This is a genomic window from Micromonospora sp. NPDC050495 (genome assembly GCF_040655175.1).
Taxonomy (GTDB): domain Bacteria; phylum Actinomycetota; class Actinomycetes; order Mycobacteriales; family Micromonosporaceae; genus Micromonospora.
Genome location: NZ_JBFAJK010000033.1, coordinates 42,025 through 55,555, shown reverse-complemented (window position 1 = coordinate 55,555; position 13,531 = coordinate 42,025). Strand labels below are relative to the sequence as shown.

The following is a 13,531-nucleotide window of genomic DNA, read 5'->3' as shown; positions in this document are numbered from 1 at the left end:
CCCGTGGGCGCTCCGGTATGCATTGCGTCATGACCAGCGCGCGCGTCCCGACCACCACCGTCCGCCGGGTCCGGCCGGCGGACGCCGCCCGGATGCGGGCGCTCCGGCTGGAGATGCTCGCCGACTCCCCGCTGGCCTTCCTGGAGACCGTGGCGGAGGCCGCCGCCCGCCCGCACGCCGAGGTCACGGCCCGGGTCGCCGCGGTCTCCCGGGGCAGCCAGACGGCGCAGTTCGTGGCGGACCCGGGCGGCCGGCTGGTCGGCCACGCCGGCGGCACGGTGCTGCCCGCCGAGCCGGGGCTCACCGTGGTCTACGCCGTCTACGTCACCCCGGCCCGGCGAGGCAGCGGCCTGCTCGGGGCCCTGGTCGACGAGGTGGCCGCCTGGTCCCGGGCCTGCGGGCGGCCCGAACTGCTGCTGGAGGTGGTGGTCGGCAACGACCGGGCCTACCGCGCCTACCAGAAGCTGGGCTTCGTGGACACCGGGGTCCGGGTCCCGCACCCCCGGATCCCCACCCTCACCGAACTCCAGATGCGCCGACCCGCCTGACCCACCGGAGCAGCCGACGCGACCAGGCCGACCGGGCCCCAACAGCAAGATCAGACGTGCCGACGCGACTGCACGATGCGGAACCGGTTCGCGACGTAGGCGCCGTCGGTGAGGGCGGAGTTCGCCGCGGCGTTCGCCCCCGAGCCGTGGAAGTCGGAGAACGCCGCCGACTGGTTGACGAACACCCCGCCGGTGAGGTTGCAGGACAGGTGCACCCCGGCGTCGATCGCCGCCGCCTCGGCGGCGTCGAGCACCGCCTCGTCGGTCGAGTAGACGGCCGCGGTGAGCGCGCCCTTCTCCCCCACCGTGGCGCGGAGGATCTCCAGGCTCTGCGCGGTGGAGTCGGTGGCGATGGCGAACGAGATCGGCCCGAACCACTCCCGCGAGTAGGTCGCGGTGTCCGCGGCGTCCAGCTTCACCACGGTCGGGGTACGCACCACGGCGTCCGGGTACGACGGGTGCTCGACGGTCCGCGACTCCAGCACCGGCTCGCCGACCTTGGTGACCTCCGCCAGCCGCTCCAGCACGCCGTCGTTGACGATCGCGCCGGTCAGCTCGACGCCCCGGGCCGGGTCGGCGGTGAGCTTGGCGACCGCCCCGGCGATGCCGGCGGCCACCTCGTCGAAGCTCTTGTGCCCCTGATCCGTGGCGATGCCGTCCCGGGGGATGAGCAGGTTCTGCGAGGTAGTGCACATCTGGCCGCTGTACAGGGTGAGCGTGAAGCCCAGGTTGCGGCAGAGCCCGGCGAAGTCGTCGGTGGAGTCGATCACCACCGTGTTCAGCCCGGCCTTCTCGGTGTAGACGGCCGCCTGCCGGGCGTTCTCCTCCAGCCAGTCGCCGTACTCGGTCGAGCCGGTGAAGTCGACGATCCGCACGGCCGGGTGCAGGGCCAGCGTCGAGGCGAGCCGCTCACCCGCCGCCTCCGGCGCGAGCTGCACCAGGTTCGGGTCGAAGCCCGCCTCGGCGAGGACCTGGCGGGCGTAGCGCACGGTGACGGCCAGCGGCAGCACCGCGCGGGGGTGCGGCTTGACGACCACCGGGTTGCCGGTGACCAGCGAGGCGAAGAGCCCCGGGTACGAGTTCCAGGTCGGGAAGGTGTTGCAGCCGATCACCAGGGCCACGCCGCGCGGCACCACGTGGAACGTCTTGGTCATCCGCAGCGGGTCGCCCTTGCCGGCGGCCTTCTCCCAGCCGGCGGTGCCCGGGTGGCGGGTCATCTCCGCGTACGCGTAGGCGATCGCCTCCAGTGCCCGGTCCAGTGCGTGCGCGCCGCCGGCCTGGAAGGCCATCACGAACGCCTGGCCGCTGGTGAACTGCACCGCGTTGGCCAGCTCGAAGATGTTCTTGTGCAGCCGGTCCAGGATCTCCAGGCAGACGCCCACCCGGGCCTGCGGGCCGGCGTCCCGCCAGGCCGGCAGCGCGGCGGTCGCGGCGGACACCAGCTGGTCGGCGCCGGCGTGCGGGTAGCGCACGTTCAGCGCGACGCCGAACGGGCTGATCTCGGTGGCGACGGTCTCCCCGTCCGCCGGCTGGTCGAGCGGGAAGTCAGCGTTCAGGTACGCCTCGAAGGCGGTCCTGCCGTCGGCGGCGGCGGTCTCGCCGTACACCCGGGGACTGGGCGACTCCGGGTAGGCGGACCAGTACCCCCGCTCCGTGATGGCGGTCAGCGCGCGGTTGAGGGTGTCGGCGTGCCTGGCGTACAGGGGGTGCGGGGTCTCCGTCATGCCCGCCATCATGCAACAGCAAGCCACCAGATCAGTAGGGGCGTGTCACAAGTTGGCACCGCCGCCCACCGCTCGGGCGGGGATTGACCGGACCATCCGCGGGTAACCGCGCGGCCGGCGAACGAGGGGCGGCCGCGGGTGGGAATCACCGAGATCCGGGTGCACGGCGTCGCCGACCGCGGGCCGGAGGCGATGCTGGACCGCCCGATCGTGCACCGGGTGGCCGGCGACCGGGACGCCGGTTTCTACCGGGTCAGGCCGGACTTCGGAAGCCCGTGCAACACGGCCGGCGGGACCCTGGAGGCGTACCGCTGGAGCGGCCTCACCGGGGGCACCGCCGCCCGCACGTTCTCCCTGGTCCTGCTCCTGCCCTTCATGCTCGCCAACATCGCCGTCTGGATGCTGCCGCCGGGCCGCCGCACGGGGTTGCTCGGCAAGGCCCTCTGCCGGCTGCTCGCCGCGACCCTCACCGCGATGTTCGTGCTGTCGATCGTGGGGGTGGCCCTGGACCTGATCGCGTGGCAGTGCGCGGAGTACCCGCGGTGCCTGGCGGGCCGCCGGGAGATCTCCTGGCTGGGTGACCTGCTGCCGGGGCAGCGCCTGGCCCTGCTCGCGCTGCTGCCGCTGCTCGCGGTCGCCCTGCTCTGGTGGCTCGGCGGGCGCACCTGGCAACTCCCCGAGGACACCCGCCCGGTGCCGGGGCCGGGGGCGGACCGGCTCGACGCCCCGACCTTCTGGGACAACCGAGCCCTGCTGCTGCGCCTGCGATCCCTGCACGTGACGATCTCCCTGACCTCCCTCGACCTGGCCCTGCTCCTGGCCCTGGCGCCACACGACCGCGGTCTCCCCGGCAACGCGCTGCTCGCCGCGGTGGTCGGCCTGCACGCCGCCGCGCTCGTGCTGCTCTGCCTCCCCCAGCTCGAACGGCCCGCCGCCGCCCGCTGGCCGCGACGGGCGGTCAGGCTCCTCCGCTGGGCCACCCTCGCGCTGACCGCGCTGGCCCTGGCGTACGCGGCGGCCCCCCGCGCGCCGTGGACCGCCCGGGGCGGCCTGCCCGGGTACGACGTGCTGGTCGCGCTCCTGTTCGCCGCCCAGATGGTGCTGCTCCTGGCGCTGGCCGTCCTGGTGCTGGCCCGGCGACCGACCCCGGGCCGGTCGAACCTGCTGGTGACCGCCGCGCCGCTGGTGGTCTCGATCGCGATCGGTCTGGCCGTGTCGTACGACGCCGGGCTGACCTATGGCGTCGCCGAATACCTGGACCGCGGCTCCAGCCCCACGCCGGCCCGCCCGCTGCCGGCCGACGCCCCGCCGCTCTCCCCGCCGGTCGCCTTCCGCTGGGCGGCCATGGGCGTCTCGGCCGCGCTGCTGCTCGCCGCCGGCACCGCCACGCTGGCCGGCCGCTACCGGCGGGCCAGCCGGCGCCGGGCGGCCGAGGAACTGGTCCGGAGCGAGTTCCCGGAGGCGGAGCGGGCCGCGCCGGAGCGGGTGCGTGCGGTCCGGGACCGGATCGTCCGGGCGCGGCTGGCGGACCGGCTCGCCCCGCTGCTCCTGACGGCGTACGCGCTGCTGGCCGCGCTGAGTCTGGGCGCCGCCGGGCTGTCGCTGCTGCATCACGGGCCGGAGGACGTGGCGCACTGGCTGGGCGGGATGCCGCTGGCCCGTCCGGTGATCTTCGCGACCGACCTGGGGAGCCTGTTGATCGGGCTGTTCGCGGTGGTGCTGTTCGGCACCGGGCTGTTCGCGTACCGGTCGCGCGCGATGCGGGTCGTCGGCGTGCTCTGGGAGCTGGCCACCTTCTGGCCGCGCGCCGGGCACCCGCTGGCCGCCCCGTGCTACGCCGAGCGCGCGGTGCCGGACCTCACCCGGCGGATCGCGCACCTCACCGCCGGCGGGAACGCGGTCGTGCTCTCCGGGCAGAGCCACGGCAGCGTGCTGGCCGCGGCGGCGGTCCTCCAGTTGCCGGCGGCCTGCCGGGCCCGGGTGGCGCTGTTGACCTACGGCACCCCGCTCGGCCGGCTCTACAGCCGGGTCTTTCCGGCGTACCTCGGGCCCGCGGTGCTCCGTGAGCTCGGTGACCGGGTGGACTGGCGGTGGATCAACCTGTGGCGGCGTACCGATCCGGTCGGCGGCCCGGTCTTCCCGCCGGAGCTGCCCCGCGACGATCCGGCCGCCGGGGTGGACCGCCGGGTCCGCGACCCGAAGGCGCTGGTCATCCCGGCGGGCGACACGGTGCCGCCGGCGATCGGCCGGCACCGCTTCCAGCCGGACGAGGACCTGCACCGCGCGGTGTGCGACCTGGCCGGCCGGCTGCCGCCACCTGGGGCCGGGCCGACCGGCTGAGGGCCACGGACAGCGACAGGGCCGGCGGAGTTCCGCCGGCCCTGTCGCGAGGTTGGTCGGGAGGGACGTCCGCACAACGCCTCTGGCGTTGGGTCGCAAGAACTTGAAAAGTCTCCGGCGGATGCCCTCCCGCACCGAGCATCTTGCGCCGTCCGGTTCCTGCCGTCAAGTCCTTGAGGGTGGTTTTCTGGCACTCACCGGATACCGCCGGTTACCCACCGCTCTCTCCCGATCCTCCGCTCGGGCCGGTTGCCCTCGGCCGGACAGCCGAGCGAACGGTGCGGAGCCCGGCCCACAACAGGACGGCACCGCCGCCGATCAGCACCGGTTCGAGCGCGAAGCCGGTGGCCAGCCCGCGCCGGTCCGCCAGGGCGCCGAGCAGGCCGAGGGTGAGCGCGAGCGAGAGCGGGTAGAGGTTCGCGATGCCCAACCCGGCCAGGAACAGCGCCCCGACGGCGAGAGCCGCCGCGCCCGCCGGGCTGACCACCCTGGCGCAGTCGCTACGGGACCAGGGCGCCCGTTGCGCCCGGTGGCCCTCGGCCTGACCAGCCCGGCTCCGGATCACCGCTGGCACGTCGTGGTGCGCGACACCACCCGAACCACCGGTTGAGCGACCCCTAGGCGAGCAGGCCGGCGTCGCGGGCGGCCCGCAGCGAGGGCTTGATGCGGTGGGTGGGGCCGACCTGCGGGGCGACCGCGTCGATGGTCTTCAGACCCTCGCCGGTGTTGAAGACCACCGTCTCGGCGGCCGGGTCGAGCCGACCGGACTCCACCAGCTTGCGCAGCACCGCGACGGTGACCCCGCCGGCGGTCTCGGCGAACACCCCGGTGGTGCGGGCCAGCAGCCGGATGCCGGCGCGGATCTCGTCGTCGTCGGCGTACTCCATCCAGCCGCCGCTGCGACGGACCGCCTCCAGCGCGTAGAGGCCCGCCGCCGGGTCGCCGATGTTCAGCGACTTGGCGATGCCGGTGGGCTTGACCGGGGTGATCGTGTCGGTGCCGGCGTGCAGCGCGGTGGCGATCGGGTTGCAGCCGGCCGACTGCGCGCCGAACACCTTCCAGCCGCCGGCCGGCGCCTCGACCAGGCCGATCTCGACCAGCTCGGCGAACGCCTTGTCGATCTTCGTGAGCAGCTCGCCGCTGGCCATCGGGATGACCACCTGGGCCGGGATCCGCCAACCGAGCTGCTCGGCCACCTCGTAGCCGAGGGTCTTGGAGCCCTCGGCGTAGAACGGCCGGACGTTGACGTTGACGAACGCGGTGTCCTCGAACTCGTCGGTCTCCACCAGCTCGCCGCAGAGCCGGTTCACGTCGTCGTACGAGCCGTCGATGGCGACCAGGTCGCCGCCGTAGACGGCGGTGGTGACCACCTTGCCCGACTCCAGGTCGCTGGGGATGAAGACCACCGACGGCGCGCCGGCCCGGGCCGCGTGGGCGGCCACCGAGTTGGCCAGGTTGCCGGTCGAGGCGCAGGCGTACCGGGTGAAGCCGAGCGCCCGGGCGGCGGTCAGCGCCACCGAGACGACCCGGTCCTTGAACGAGTGGGTGGGGTTGGCGCTGTCGTCCTTGACCCAGAGCGGGGCGGTGATGCCCAGCTCGGCGGCGAGGTTCGGGGCGGACACCAGCGGGGTCAGTCCCGGGTCCAGGGTCACCCGGGTGGCCGGGTCCTGGCCGGCCGGGAGCAGGGCGGCGTACCGCCAGAGGTTCTTCGGGCCGGCCTCGATCTGCTCGCGGGTGACGGCGGCCAGCGCGGCGGCGTCGTAGTCGACCTCCAGCGGGCCGAAACACTCGTAGCAGGCGTGCTGCGCGGCCAGCGGGTAGCGCGCGGAACAGGCGCGACAGACCAGGGCGCGGGCCGGGCTGAGGGTGGTGTCGATGCCGGAGACGGCGGGAAGCGTCGACGTCATGTCGAGAAGGTCCTCTCATCTTTCCCCGCATCGCCGGATGCGGCGGGGACGGAATTGGCACCTGCCCGCGGTCGCTCGTCGTCGAGCGCGCGGGTGGTTGCCGGGGCGTCATCGGGCCGTATCCCTCAGCCCCTCTGGATGAGGTATGCAGTTGTGCCGTCGAGTCTATGCGCCGCCGGAGGCCGCGCCACCTGGGGATCCCACGGTGTGGGCCGGCTCAGCGCCCGAACACCGCGACCGGCTCCACCACGGCCGGCCGGTCGACCACGGCGTCCGGCGCCGGGGTCGCCGCGGCGCGGGTACGGGTGGCGAGGTTCGCGGCCACCAGGGCGGCGATGGTCAGCCCGGCGCCGACCAGCTCCACCGGGACCGGCCGGTAGCCACGCAGGATCTGCACCGCGAACGTGGCCACCGGCACCAGGTTCATGAAGAGCGCGGCGTTGGCCGGGCCGAGCCGTCGTACGCCGGTGTTCCAGGCCAGCACCGCGAGGACGGCGCCGACGAGCACCGCGTACCCGAGCTGGGGAGCGACCGCGACGAGGTCGGCGGCGGCCGGCGCGTGCTGGAGCCCGGCGAGGTCGGCGACGGTGCTGGCGGCGAGCATGGCGAGCATGCCGGCGACGGCGGTGAGCGTGGTGTACCGCAGCGCGGACCACTCGGGGAACCGGCTCGCGCCGTGGGTGTAGAACGCCCAGCCGAGCACCGCGCCGATCATGAGCAGCCCGCCCAGGCCGAACTGTCCCAGCCCGTCCAGCCGACCCCGGGTGATCACCAGGCCGACGCCGACCAGGGCGACCAGCGAGAGGCCGAGCAGCGCCGGCCGGGGCCGTACGCCGTCGCGCGCCCAGCGGACCAGCTGGGTGACCAGCGGCACGGTGGCCGCGAAGAGCGCGATCTGCTGCGGGGTGGCGTGGCCGAGGGCGAGGTTCATCAGCGTGTTGAAGCCGGCGAAGCCGAGCGCGCCGAGCAGCGCCACCTCGACTCCGCGTCGCTGGGTGGCCAGGGCGGCGACCCCCTCGCGCGCCAGCAGCAGGGCGAGCAGCACGGCGGTGGCCAGCACGTACCGGGCGGTGGTCAGGTTGAGCGCGTCCACCCGGGTGAGCGCGCTGGCCAGCACGGGGAACATGACTCCCCAGCTGATTACGGCGAAGATCGGCAGGGTGGCGTGACGGGAACGCATCGCAGCTCCTATGTTCGAGTACCGTCGAACCAACGGCCCGACTCTAGGAGCTTGTTTGACGATTGTCGAACATAGGTTACCCTGGTCACATGGAGCTGCACGAACCCGAGCTGCGGGACGTACCGGTGACCGCCGTGCTGGCGGCGCTGGCCGACGACGTCCGGCTGCAGATCGTCCGGGCCCTCGCCGAGGGCGGGGAACACGCCTGCGGCACCTTCGAGTTCGGCGTCTCCAAGGCGACCCGCAGCCATCACCTCAAGGTGCTGCGCGAGGCCGGCCTGACCCGGACCCGGCTCGCCGGCACCAGCCGGTTCGTGCGCCTGCGCCGCGAGGAACTGGACCGCCACTACCCGGGCCTGCTCGACGCGGTCCTCGCCGGGCCCGGCCGGGCGGCCTGATCACCCGATGCGGAGCACGGCGCGCCTGATCGGCGCCCTCACCGGCGTGACGCTGCTGGCCGCCTGCGCCCCGACGCAGGGGCCGGCCGGGAGGCCGCCCGACCGGCTGCCCACGGCGCCGGCGGGTGTCGACCCGCTGGCCACCACACCGCCGCGGCCGGGCGCCCCCACGGCCGACCCGACGCCCGCCGCCGCCTGCTCGCCGGAGGGCATCCTGATCACCGAACTCGGGGTGAGCGCCGCGATGGGGCTCCGGGCGATGGGCCTGGAGCTGGTCAACTGCGGCGACCGGCCGTACGAGCTGAGCGGCTATCCGGCGGTCCGGCTCCGGGATGCCGACGGCGATCCGATCACGGTGCGGATCATCCCGGGCGCGGCCCCGATCACCGCCGGCTTCGACCACCCGCCCACCCGGATCGTGCTGGCCCCCGGCGAGCGGGCCGGCGCCGCGCTGATCTGGCGCAACCTGGTCACCGACCCGACGGTGGTGGCGGCCAACGGCACCGCGCTCGACGTCGCCCCGGTGGCCGGGCGGCCCGCGTACCCGGTTGCCCTGGACGGACCGATCGACCTGGGCAACACCGGCCGGCTGGGGGTCAGCGCGTGGGAGCGCAGGAAGCCGGGCCCGGCCACCGACGCGCCCACGCCGCCCGCCCCGGCGTCGCCCACGACCCCGCCGGTCAACCCGCTGGCGCACCAGAGCCCGGTACGGGAGCGCCCGTACCGGACTCTGGTGCGCTAGCTAGTGGGCGTTCAGACCGGGACCGAGGCCGGCGGGGCCGTGGCGGGCTCGGCCGGGGTGGCCCGGCGGCGGGCCAGCGCCGCGTCCAGCGCCCAGCTTCCCGGGCCGAGCACCGCGACCAGCAGGAACGACCAGCAGAAGAGCGCGGCCAGCTCGCCGCCGTTCTGGATCGGCAGCAACTCGTGCGGCTGGTGCACCGTGAAGTACGCGTACGCCATCGACCCGGAGGCGAGCAGCGCGGCGGGCCGGGTGAACAGGCCGACCAGCACCAGCGCGCCGCAGACGAGCTGGATCAGCGCTGCCCACCAGCCGGGCCAGGTGGCGAACGGGATAGCCGCACCGGAGCCCCGGTTGCCACCGAGGACGCCGAAGATCGACGCGGCGCCGTGACACAGGAAGAGCGCGCCCACCACCACGCGGTACAGGGACAGGACGGGGCCGCTCAGCTGGGCCGGAATCATGTGGAACCTCCTGGGCCGGATATCGGACGGATCCAGGATGGCGATCACACATATCGATGTTAACCGATTTCTTTGCAGGCGGGACAATCTCGTGGGAACGCTCCCATGATATGGGCGAGCAGGCTCCCGCGGGTACCCCGCCGGTCAGCTCAGCTCGTGACGTCCTTGCGGGTGAAGCGCCAGAAGGCCAGGCTCCAGAACAGCGTCGCGTAGACGATCGCCGAGAACACGCCCTTGACCACGTCGTCGGTCTGCATCGGCGTGGACAGCAATCCCAGCCAGGCGCTGCTGTAGTGGGTGGGCAGCAGGTTCCGCAGCCCGCCCAGCGCGGTGATCTGGTCCAGGATGCTGGACAGGATCCAGAGCAGCACCGCGCCACCGACCGCGCCGAGCGCCGCATCGGTGGTCACCGACAGCAGGAATGCCAGCCCGGCCACCACCAGCAGGGCGACCGCGAGATAGCCGAGCACCCCGAGCAGCCGCAGCAACCCGTCGCCCGGGGCCAGCTCGGCCGAGACCTGGCTGCCCAGCGGCTGCCAGCCGTACCGGAGCGTGCCGGCCAGCAGCGCGGTGCCGGCCAGCAACAGCAGGGCCAGCCCGGAGTACGCGAGCGCCACCACCAGCTTCACCGCGAGCAGCCGGGCCCGGGGCACCGGCACGGCCAGCAGGTAGCGCAGGCTGCCCCAGCTCGCCTCACTCGCCACCGTGTCGCCGCAGAACAGCGCCACCACCACGACCAGCAGGAACGACGCGGACACCAGGATCGAGAACAGGGTGAAGTTGAGCCCGCCCGAGGTGGCCAGGTCGGCCAGGCTGGCGAACTCGCCCCGCCCGCCGCCGTCGTCGTCCCCGGCGTCGAACTGGAACGCCACCAGGATGATCAACGGCAGCAGCACCATGAACCCCAGCGCGAGCTGGGTACGCCGGCGCGACGCCTGCCGCCGGAACTCCGCCCCGAACGGCAGCGTGGCCGAGGGCCGGTAGCCGGCCGCCGCACCGCCCACGCCCGGCGCCGCCGTACCGGACGTGCCGCCCGACGACGATGCCACCGACGAACCCGCCATCACCGGTCCCCGCTTCCCCGAGAGTTCTCGCCCACCAGGGCGAGGAACGCGTCCTCCAGGCGGCGCCGGGGCACCACCCGGTCCACCCCGATACCGGCCCGGACCAGTTCGGCCACCACCTCGCTGCGGGCCGTGCCGTTGGTGTCGACCACCAGCCCGCCGTCGCCGTCGGGCAGCACCCGTACGCCGGCCAGCCGGTCGAGCACGCCCCGCGCCGCCTCCGGGTCGCTCACCTCGAACAGCACGCTCGGCGACTCGCCGACGATCTCCTCCACCGGGCCGGCGGCCACGATCCGCCCCTTGTTCACCACCACCGCGTGCGTGCAGGTCTGCTCCACCTCGGCCAGCAGGTGGCTGGAGACCAGCACCGCCCGGCCGTCGGTGGCGTAGCGCTGGAGCACCCGGCGCATCTCGGCGATCTGCGGCGGGTCCAGCCCGTCCGTCGGCTCGTCCAGCACCAGCAGCTCAGGCAGGCCGAGCATGGCCTGGGCGATGGCCAGCCGTTGCCGCATGCCGTGGCTGTACTTCTTCGTCCGCCGGTGCACCGAGTCGCCCAGGCCGGCGATCTCCAGCGCCTCGTCGAAGTGCGCGTCCGCCCACGGCCGCCCGGTCGCCCGCCAGTACGCCTTCAGGTTGTCCAGACCGGACAGGTGCGGCAGGAAGCCCGGCCCCTCGACGAGCGCGCCGATCCGGGACAGCACCGGCGAACCGGGCACCAACCGGTGCCCGAACACGTAGATCTCCCCGGCGGTGGGCTGGGTCAGCCCCATCAGCACCCGCAGCGTGGTGGTCTTGCCCGCGCCGTTCGGCCCGAGCAGGCCGACCACCTGCCCGGGGTGCACCTCGAAGTCCACCTCGGACACCGCGACGAAGCCGTCCGCGTACTCCTTGCGCAGGTTGCGCACGGCGAGCGGGACGCCCGCGTACTCCGGATGGATCGAGGTGTCCTGGCGGCGGTGCCGGCGGCGGGTGAGCAGCACGACCACGACGAGCCCGACCACGATCGCGGCGAGCAGGCCGGCCAGCGCCCAGCGCCAGATCGTGGCGGTGGTGGGGATCGGCGCGGCGTCGACGGTGGGCAGCGTCAGCGGCCCGTCCGCGAGCGCCACGGTGTGCACCGCCGGCTCGGCCGGCGAGGCGTACGCCTGGTCCGACGTCGCCACCACGAGCCGCAGCCGATGCCCGGCCTCGACCCGGCGGACGATCCCCGGCAGGGTGACGGTGACCGGCGTGGCCGCGTCGACGGTGCGCGGCAGGCCGGTCAGGCGCACCGGCGCGACCAGGCCGGACGGCAGCGTGGCCGCGCCCTGCGGGTCGACGTCGTAGAGCTTCACGAACAGCACCGCCTCGCCGGTCGGGGAGGCCGCCTTGATCCGCACGGTGGGCGCACCCACCACGTCGACCGGCTCGTCCAGCGGCGCCGACTCGAAGCGGGCGTGCTGGCCGGGGATGTCACCGGCCACGCCGTCCAGCAGCGAGCCGAGCGCGCCCGCGAACGGCACCGAGGAGATCGCCGCCGGGTTGCCGTTGGGCGGCACGGCGACCGGCTGCGGCGGGCCGGCGAGCGTCACCTCGCGGCGGCCCTGCCCGGTCAGCCCCGGATAGTCGGCGGTACGGAAGCCGGTGGCCACCAGGCCCCGGTCGAGCGCGTCGAACCCGGCGATCCGGGAGAACGTGAACGTGTCGCCGGGCGCCGGCCCGTCCCCCTTCACGTAGTGGTCGAGCCACTGCGCGGTCAGGAACTTCACCCGGTCGGAGTCCGAGGTGGGGCCGGCGCCGCCGTCGTGACCGCCGGTGAACCAGGCGACCCGCACCGGCGTGCCGGCGGCCGCGATGCCCCGGGCGTTGGCGTCCGCCTCGGCCAGCGGGAAGAGGGTGTCCGCCTCGCCCTGCACCAGCAGCGTCGGGGACGTGATCCGGTCGAGCACGCCGGACGGCGACGACCGGCGCAGCAGCTCGACCGCCGCCGCGTCGGCCCGGCCGGTGGTGGCGATGCGCAGGTACGCGGCGCAGACGTCGGCCGCGAAGCGACCGCAGGACGGGTCGGCGGGGCCGCCCGGGGCGCGGCCGGACCCGGTGCCCGGCCCGCCACCTGGTTGCGGGCTCGGCGGACCGGCGGACTCGGGGGCGCCCTCCGGCGCGGCGGCGGTGGTGCCGGAGAGCCCGGCCGGGCCGGAGCCGGCGTTCCCACCGCCGCCGAAGAAGATGCCGGCCCAGCCCTTCTTGAACACGCCGTCGGTGGGCTGCCGGCCGGTGCTCTCCGGCAGGAAGGCCCGGGACAGGTCGTTCCAGGTGATCATCGGGACGATGGCGTCGACCCGCTGGTCCTGCGCTGCCAGCAGCAGGGCCAGGCCGCCGCCGTACGAGCCGCCGACCACACCCACCCGGGGATCGCCGGGCGCGTCCAAGCGGACGTCCGGGCGGGCCGCGAGGCGGTCGAGCAGCCGCTGGACGTCGCGTACCTCGTAGTCGGGACTGTCCAGGTGGATCTCGCCGCCGCTGCGGCCGAACCCGCGGGCGGTCCAGGTGAGCACCGCGTACCCCCGGGCGGCCAGGTCCTCGGCGTCCGAGCGGACCGATTCCTTGGTGCCACCGAAGCCGTGCGCCAGCAGGACGGCCGGGACCCGGTGCCGGGCCGAGGCGTCCCGGGGCAGGTAGAGCGTGGTGTCCAGGTCGACGGGCTGGGTGCCGTCCGGTCCGGAGAGGACCGTCACGAGGGCCGGCTCGGTCCGGAAGTCGGGCCGCCGCGGCCAGACCGCCCAGCCCACCAGGGCGGCCAGCAGGACCACCGCCACCAGCGCGGCGACGGCCCGGCGGGGGCGAGCGGCCAGGGCACGCCGCGCGGCGGCGAGCGGTGATCTCATGCGGCAACGGTACGGGCCGGAACCTGAGCGTCGCCTGAGATCCGCCGTACGTCCGTCCGGTTGCGCCGATCGTCGCGTGGGGTCCGTCATCCGCCAAAGGTCCAGAGCGTCCCAGCGGGACGAATTCGGATCATGTGAATTCACATCTACGGGCGCAAATCATCGTCGATGTCACTTCTCGGCGTCGCGATCGCACGCTACGTACCATTCGCCATGACGCAGGGTCACGCAAAATGCACTGACGTGAAGCTGACTCATCAGCCGAGGTCGCACCCGCGTCCGGTTCGGCTACTTTTCCGGTCC

The 13,531-nt window shown here is 74.3% G+C and carries 11 protein-coding genes and 1 riboswitch; of the genes, 4 read left to right on the top strand and 7 right to left on the bottom strand.

The window, feature by feature from the left end:
* Nucleotides 1-29: 29 nt before the first annotated feature.
* Nucleotides 30-548: a GNAT family N-acetyltransferase gene (locus AB0I11_RS25470; RefSeq protein WP_357325435.1), complete on the top strand. Its 519-nt coding sequence runs from the start codon at nt 30-32 to the stop codon at nt 546-548.
* A gap of 50 nt (nt 549-598) precedes the next feature.
* Here AB0I11_RS25470 and paaN read toward each other — a convergent pair whose 3' ends face one another.
* Entirely contained in the window at nt 599-2,272 is a 1,674-nt protein-coding gene (paaN, locus tag AB0I11_RS25465; RefSeq protein ID WP_357325432.1) for a phenylacetic acid degradation protein PaaN, read from the bottom strand.
* Nucleotides 2,273-2,410: 138 nt separating this feature from the next.
* Between paaN and AB0I11_RS25460 the strand changes: the two genes are divergently transcribed.
* A complete protein-coding gene (locus AB0I11_RS25460; protein ID WP_357325430.1) occupies nt 2,411-4,612 on the top strand; it encodes a hypothetical protein in 2,202 nt (733 codons plus the stop codon).
* Between the two features lie 211 nt (nt 4,613-4,823).
* On the opposite strand, the gene AB0I11_RS25455 is transcribed toward AB0I11_RS25460, so the two are convergent.
* The 3 genes from AB0I11_RS25455 to AB0I11_RS25445 all read right to left on the bottom strand — a co-directional run bounded on the left by AB0I11_RS25455 (nt 4,824) and on the right by AB0I11_RS25445 (nt 7,699).
* The gene (locus AB0I11_RS25455) at nt 4,824-5,177 is read right to left on the bottom strand and encodes a hypothetical protein (protein ID WP_357325427.1); all 354 of its coding nucleotides are present in this window, start codon (nt 5,175-5,177) and stop codon (nt 4,824-4,826) included.
* A 52-nt stretch (nt 5,178-5,229) separates the two neighbouring features.
* The gene (gene thrC / locus AB0I11_RS25450) at nt 5,230-6,519 is read right to left on the bottom strand and encodes a threonine synthase (RefSeq protein WP_357325424.1); all 1,290 of its coding nucleotides are present in this window, start codon (nt 6,517-6,519) and stop codon (nt 5,230-5,232) included.
* Nucleotides 6,520-6,531: 12 nt separating this feature from the next.
* A riboswitch (SAM riboswitch) is annotated at nt 6,532-6,664 on the bottom strand.
* 72 nt (nt 6,665-6,736) lie between these two features.
* Complete coding sequence (locus AB0I11_RS25445) at nt 6,737-7,699, bottom strand: DMT family transporter (RefSeq protein WP_357325421.1); 963 nt, start codon at nt 7,697-7,699, stop codon at nt 6,737-6,739.
* Between the two features lie 89 nt (nt 7,700-7,788).
* On the opposite strand from AB0I11_RS25445, the gene AB0I11_RS25440 reads away from it, so the two are divergent.
* Nucleotides 7,789-8,097, top strand: coding sequence for a metalloregulator ArsR/SmtB family transcription factor (locus tag AB0I11_RS25440; RefSeq protein ID WP_357325418.1), 309 nt, complete (start codon nt 7,789-7,791; stop codon nt 8,095-8,097).
* Nucleotides 8,098-8,104: 7 nt separating this feature from the next.
* Nucleotides 8,105-8,839, top strand: coding sequence for a DUF4232 domain-containing protein (locus tag AB0I11_RS25435; protein WP_357325414.1), 735 nt, complete (start codon nt 8,105-8,107; stop codon nt 8,837-8,839).
* A gap of 11 nt (nt 8,840-8,850) precedes the next feature.
* On the opposite strand, the gene AB0I11_RS25430 is transcribed toward AB0I11_RS25435, so the two are convergent.
* The 3 genes from AB0I11_RS25430 to AB0I11_RS25420 form a co-directional block, all read right to left on the bottom strand.
* Complete coding sequence (locus tag AB0I11_RS25430) at nt 8,851-9,300, bottom strand: DoxX family protein (RefSeq protein WP_357325411.1); 450 nt, start codon at nt 9,298-9,300, stop codon at nt 8,851-8,853.
* 149 nt (nt 9,301-9,449) lie between these two features.
* Nucleotides 9,450-10,364 carry an ABC transporter permease subunit gene (locus AB0I11_RS25425; protein WP_357325408.1) on the bottom strand — a complete coding sequence of 305 codons (915 nt, stop codon included), beginning with the start codon at nt 10,362-10,364 and terminating at the stop codon, nt 9,450-9,452.
* Nucleotides 10,364-13,228, bottom strand: a complete 2,865-nt coding sequence (locus AB0I11_RS25420) for an alpha/beta fold hydrolase (protein WP_357325406.1) — start codon at nt 13,226-13,228, stop codon at nt 10,364-10,366. Before AB0I11_RS25420 ends, AB0I11_RS25425 begins: the two co-directional genes overlap by 1 nt.
* Between the last annotated feature and the right edge of the window lie 303 nt (nt 13,229-13,531).

What these genes read in the sequence shown, in the direction of transcription:
- AB0I11_RS25470 (WP_357325435.1), top strand. Translation starts at nt 30, where the DNA reads ATGACCAGCGCGCGCGTCCCGACCACCACCGTCCGCCGGGTCCGGCCG.
- paaN (WP_357325432.1), bottom strand. Translation starts at nt 2,272, where the DNA reads ATGACGGAGACCCCGCACCCCCTGTACGCCAGGCACGCCGACACCCTC.
- thrC (WP_357325424.1), bottom strand. Translation starts at nt 6,519, where the DNA reads ATGACGTCGACGCTTCCCGCCGTCTCCGGCATCGACACCACCCTCAGC.
- AB0I11_RS25445 (WP_357325421.1), bottom strand. Translation starts at nt 7,699, where the DNA reads ATGCGTTCCCGTCACGCCACCCTGCCGATCTTCGCCGTAATCAGCTGG.
- AB0I11_RS25440 (WP_357325418.1), top strand. Translation starts at nt 7,789, where the DNA reads ATGGAGCTGCACGAACCCGAGCTGCGGGACGTACCGGTGACCGCCGTG.
- AB0I11_RS25435 (WP_357325414.1), top strand. Translation starts at nt 8,105, where the DNA reads ATGCGGAGCACGGCGCGCCTGATCGGCGCCCTCACCGGCGTGACGCTG.
- AB0I11_RS25430 (WP_357325411.1), bottom strand. Translation starts at nt 9,300, where the DNA reads ATGATTCCGGCCCAGCTGAGCGGCCCCGTCCTGTCCCTGTACCGCGTG.
- AB0I11_RS25425 (WP_357325408.1), bottom strand. Translation starts at nt 10,364, where the DNA reads ATGGCGGGTTCGTCGGTGGCATCGTCGTCGGGCGGCACGTCCGGTACG.
- AB0I11_RS25420 (WP_357325406.1), bottom strand. Translation starts at nt 13,228, where the DNA reads ATGAGATCACCGCTCGCCGCCGCGCGGCGTGCCCTGGCCGCTCGCCCC.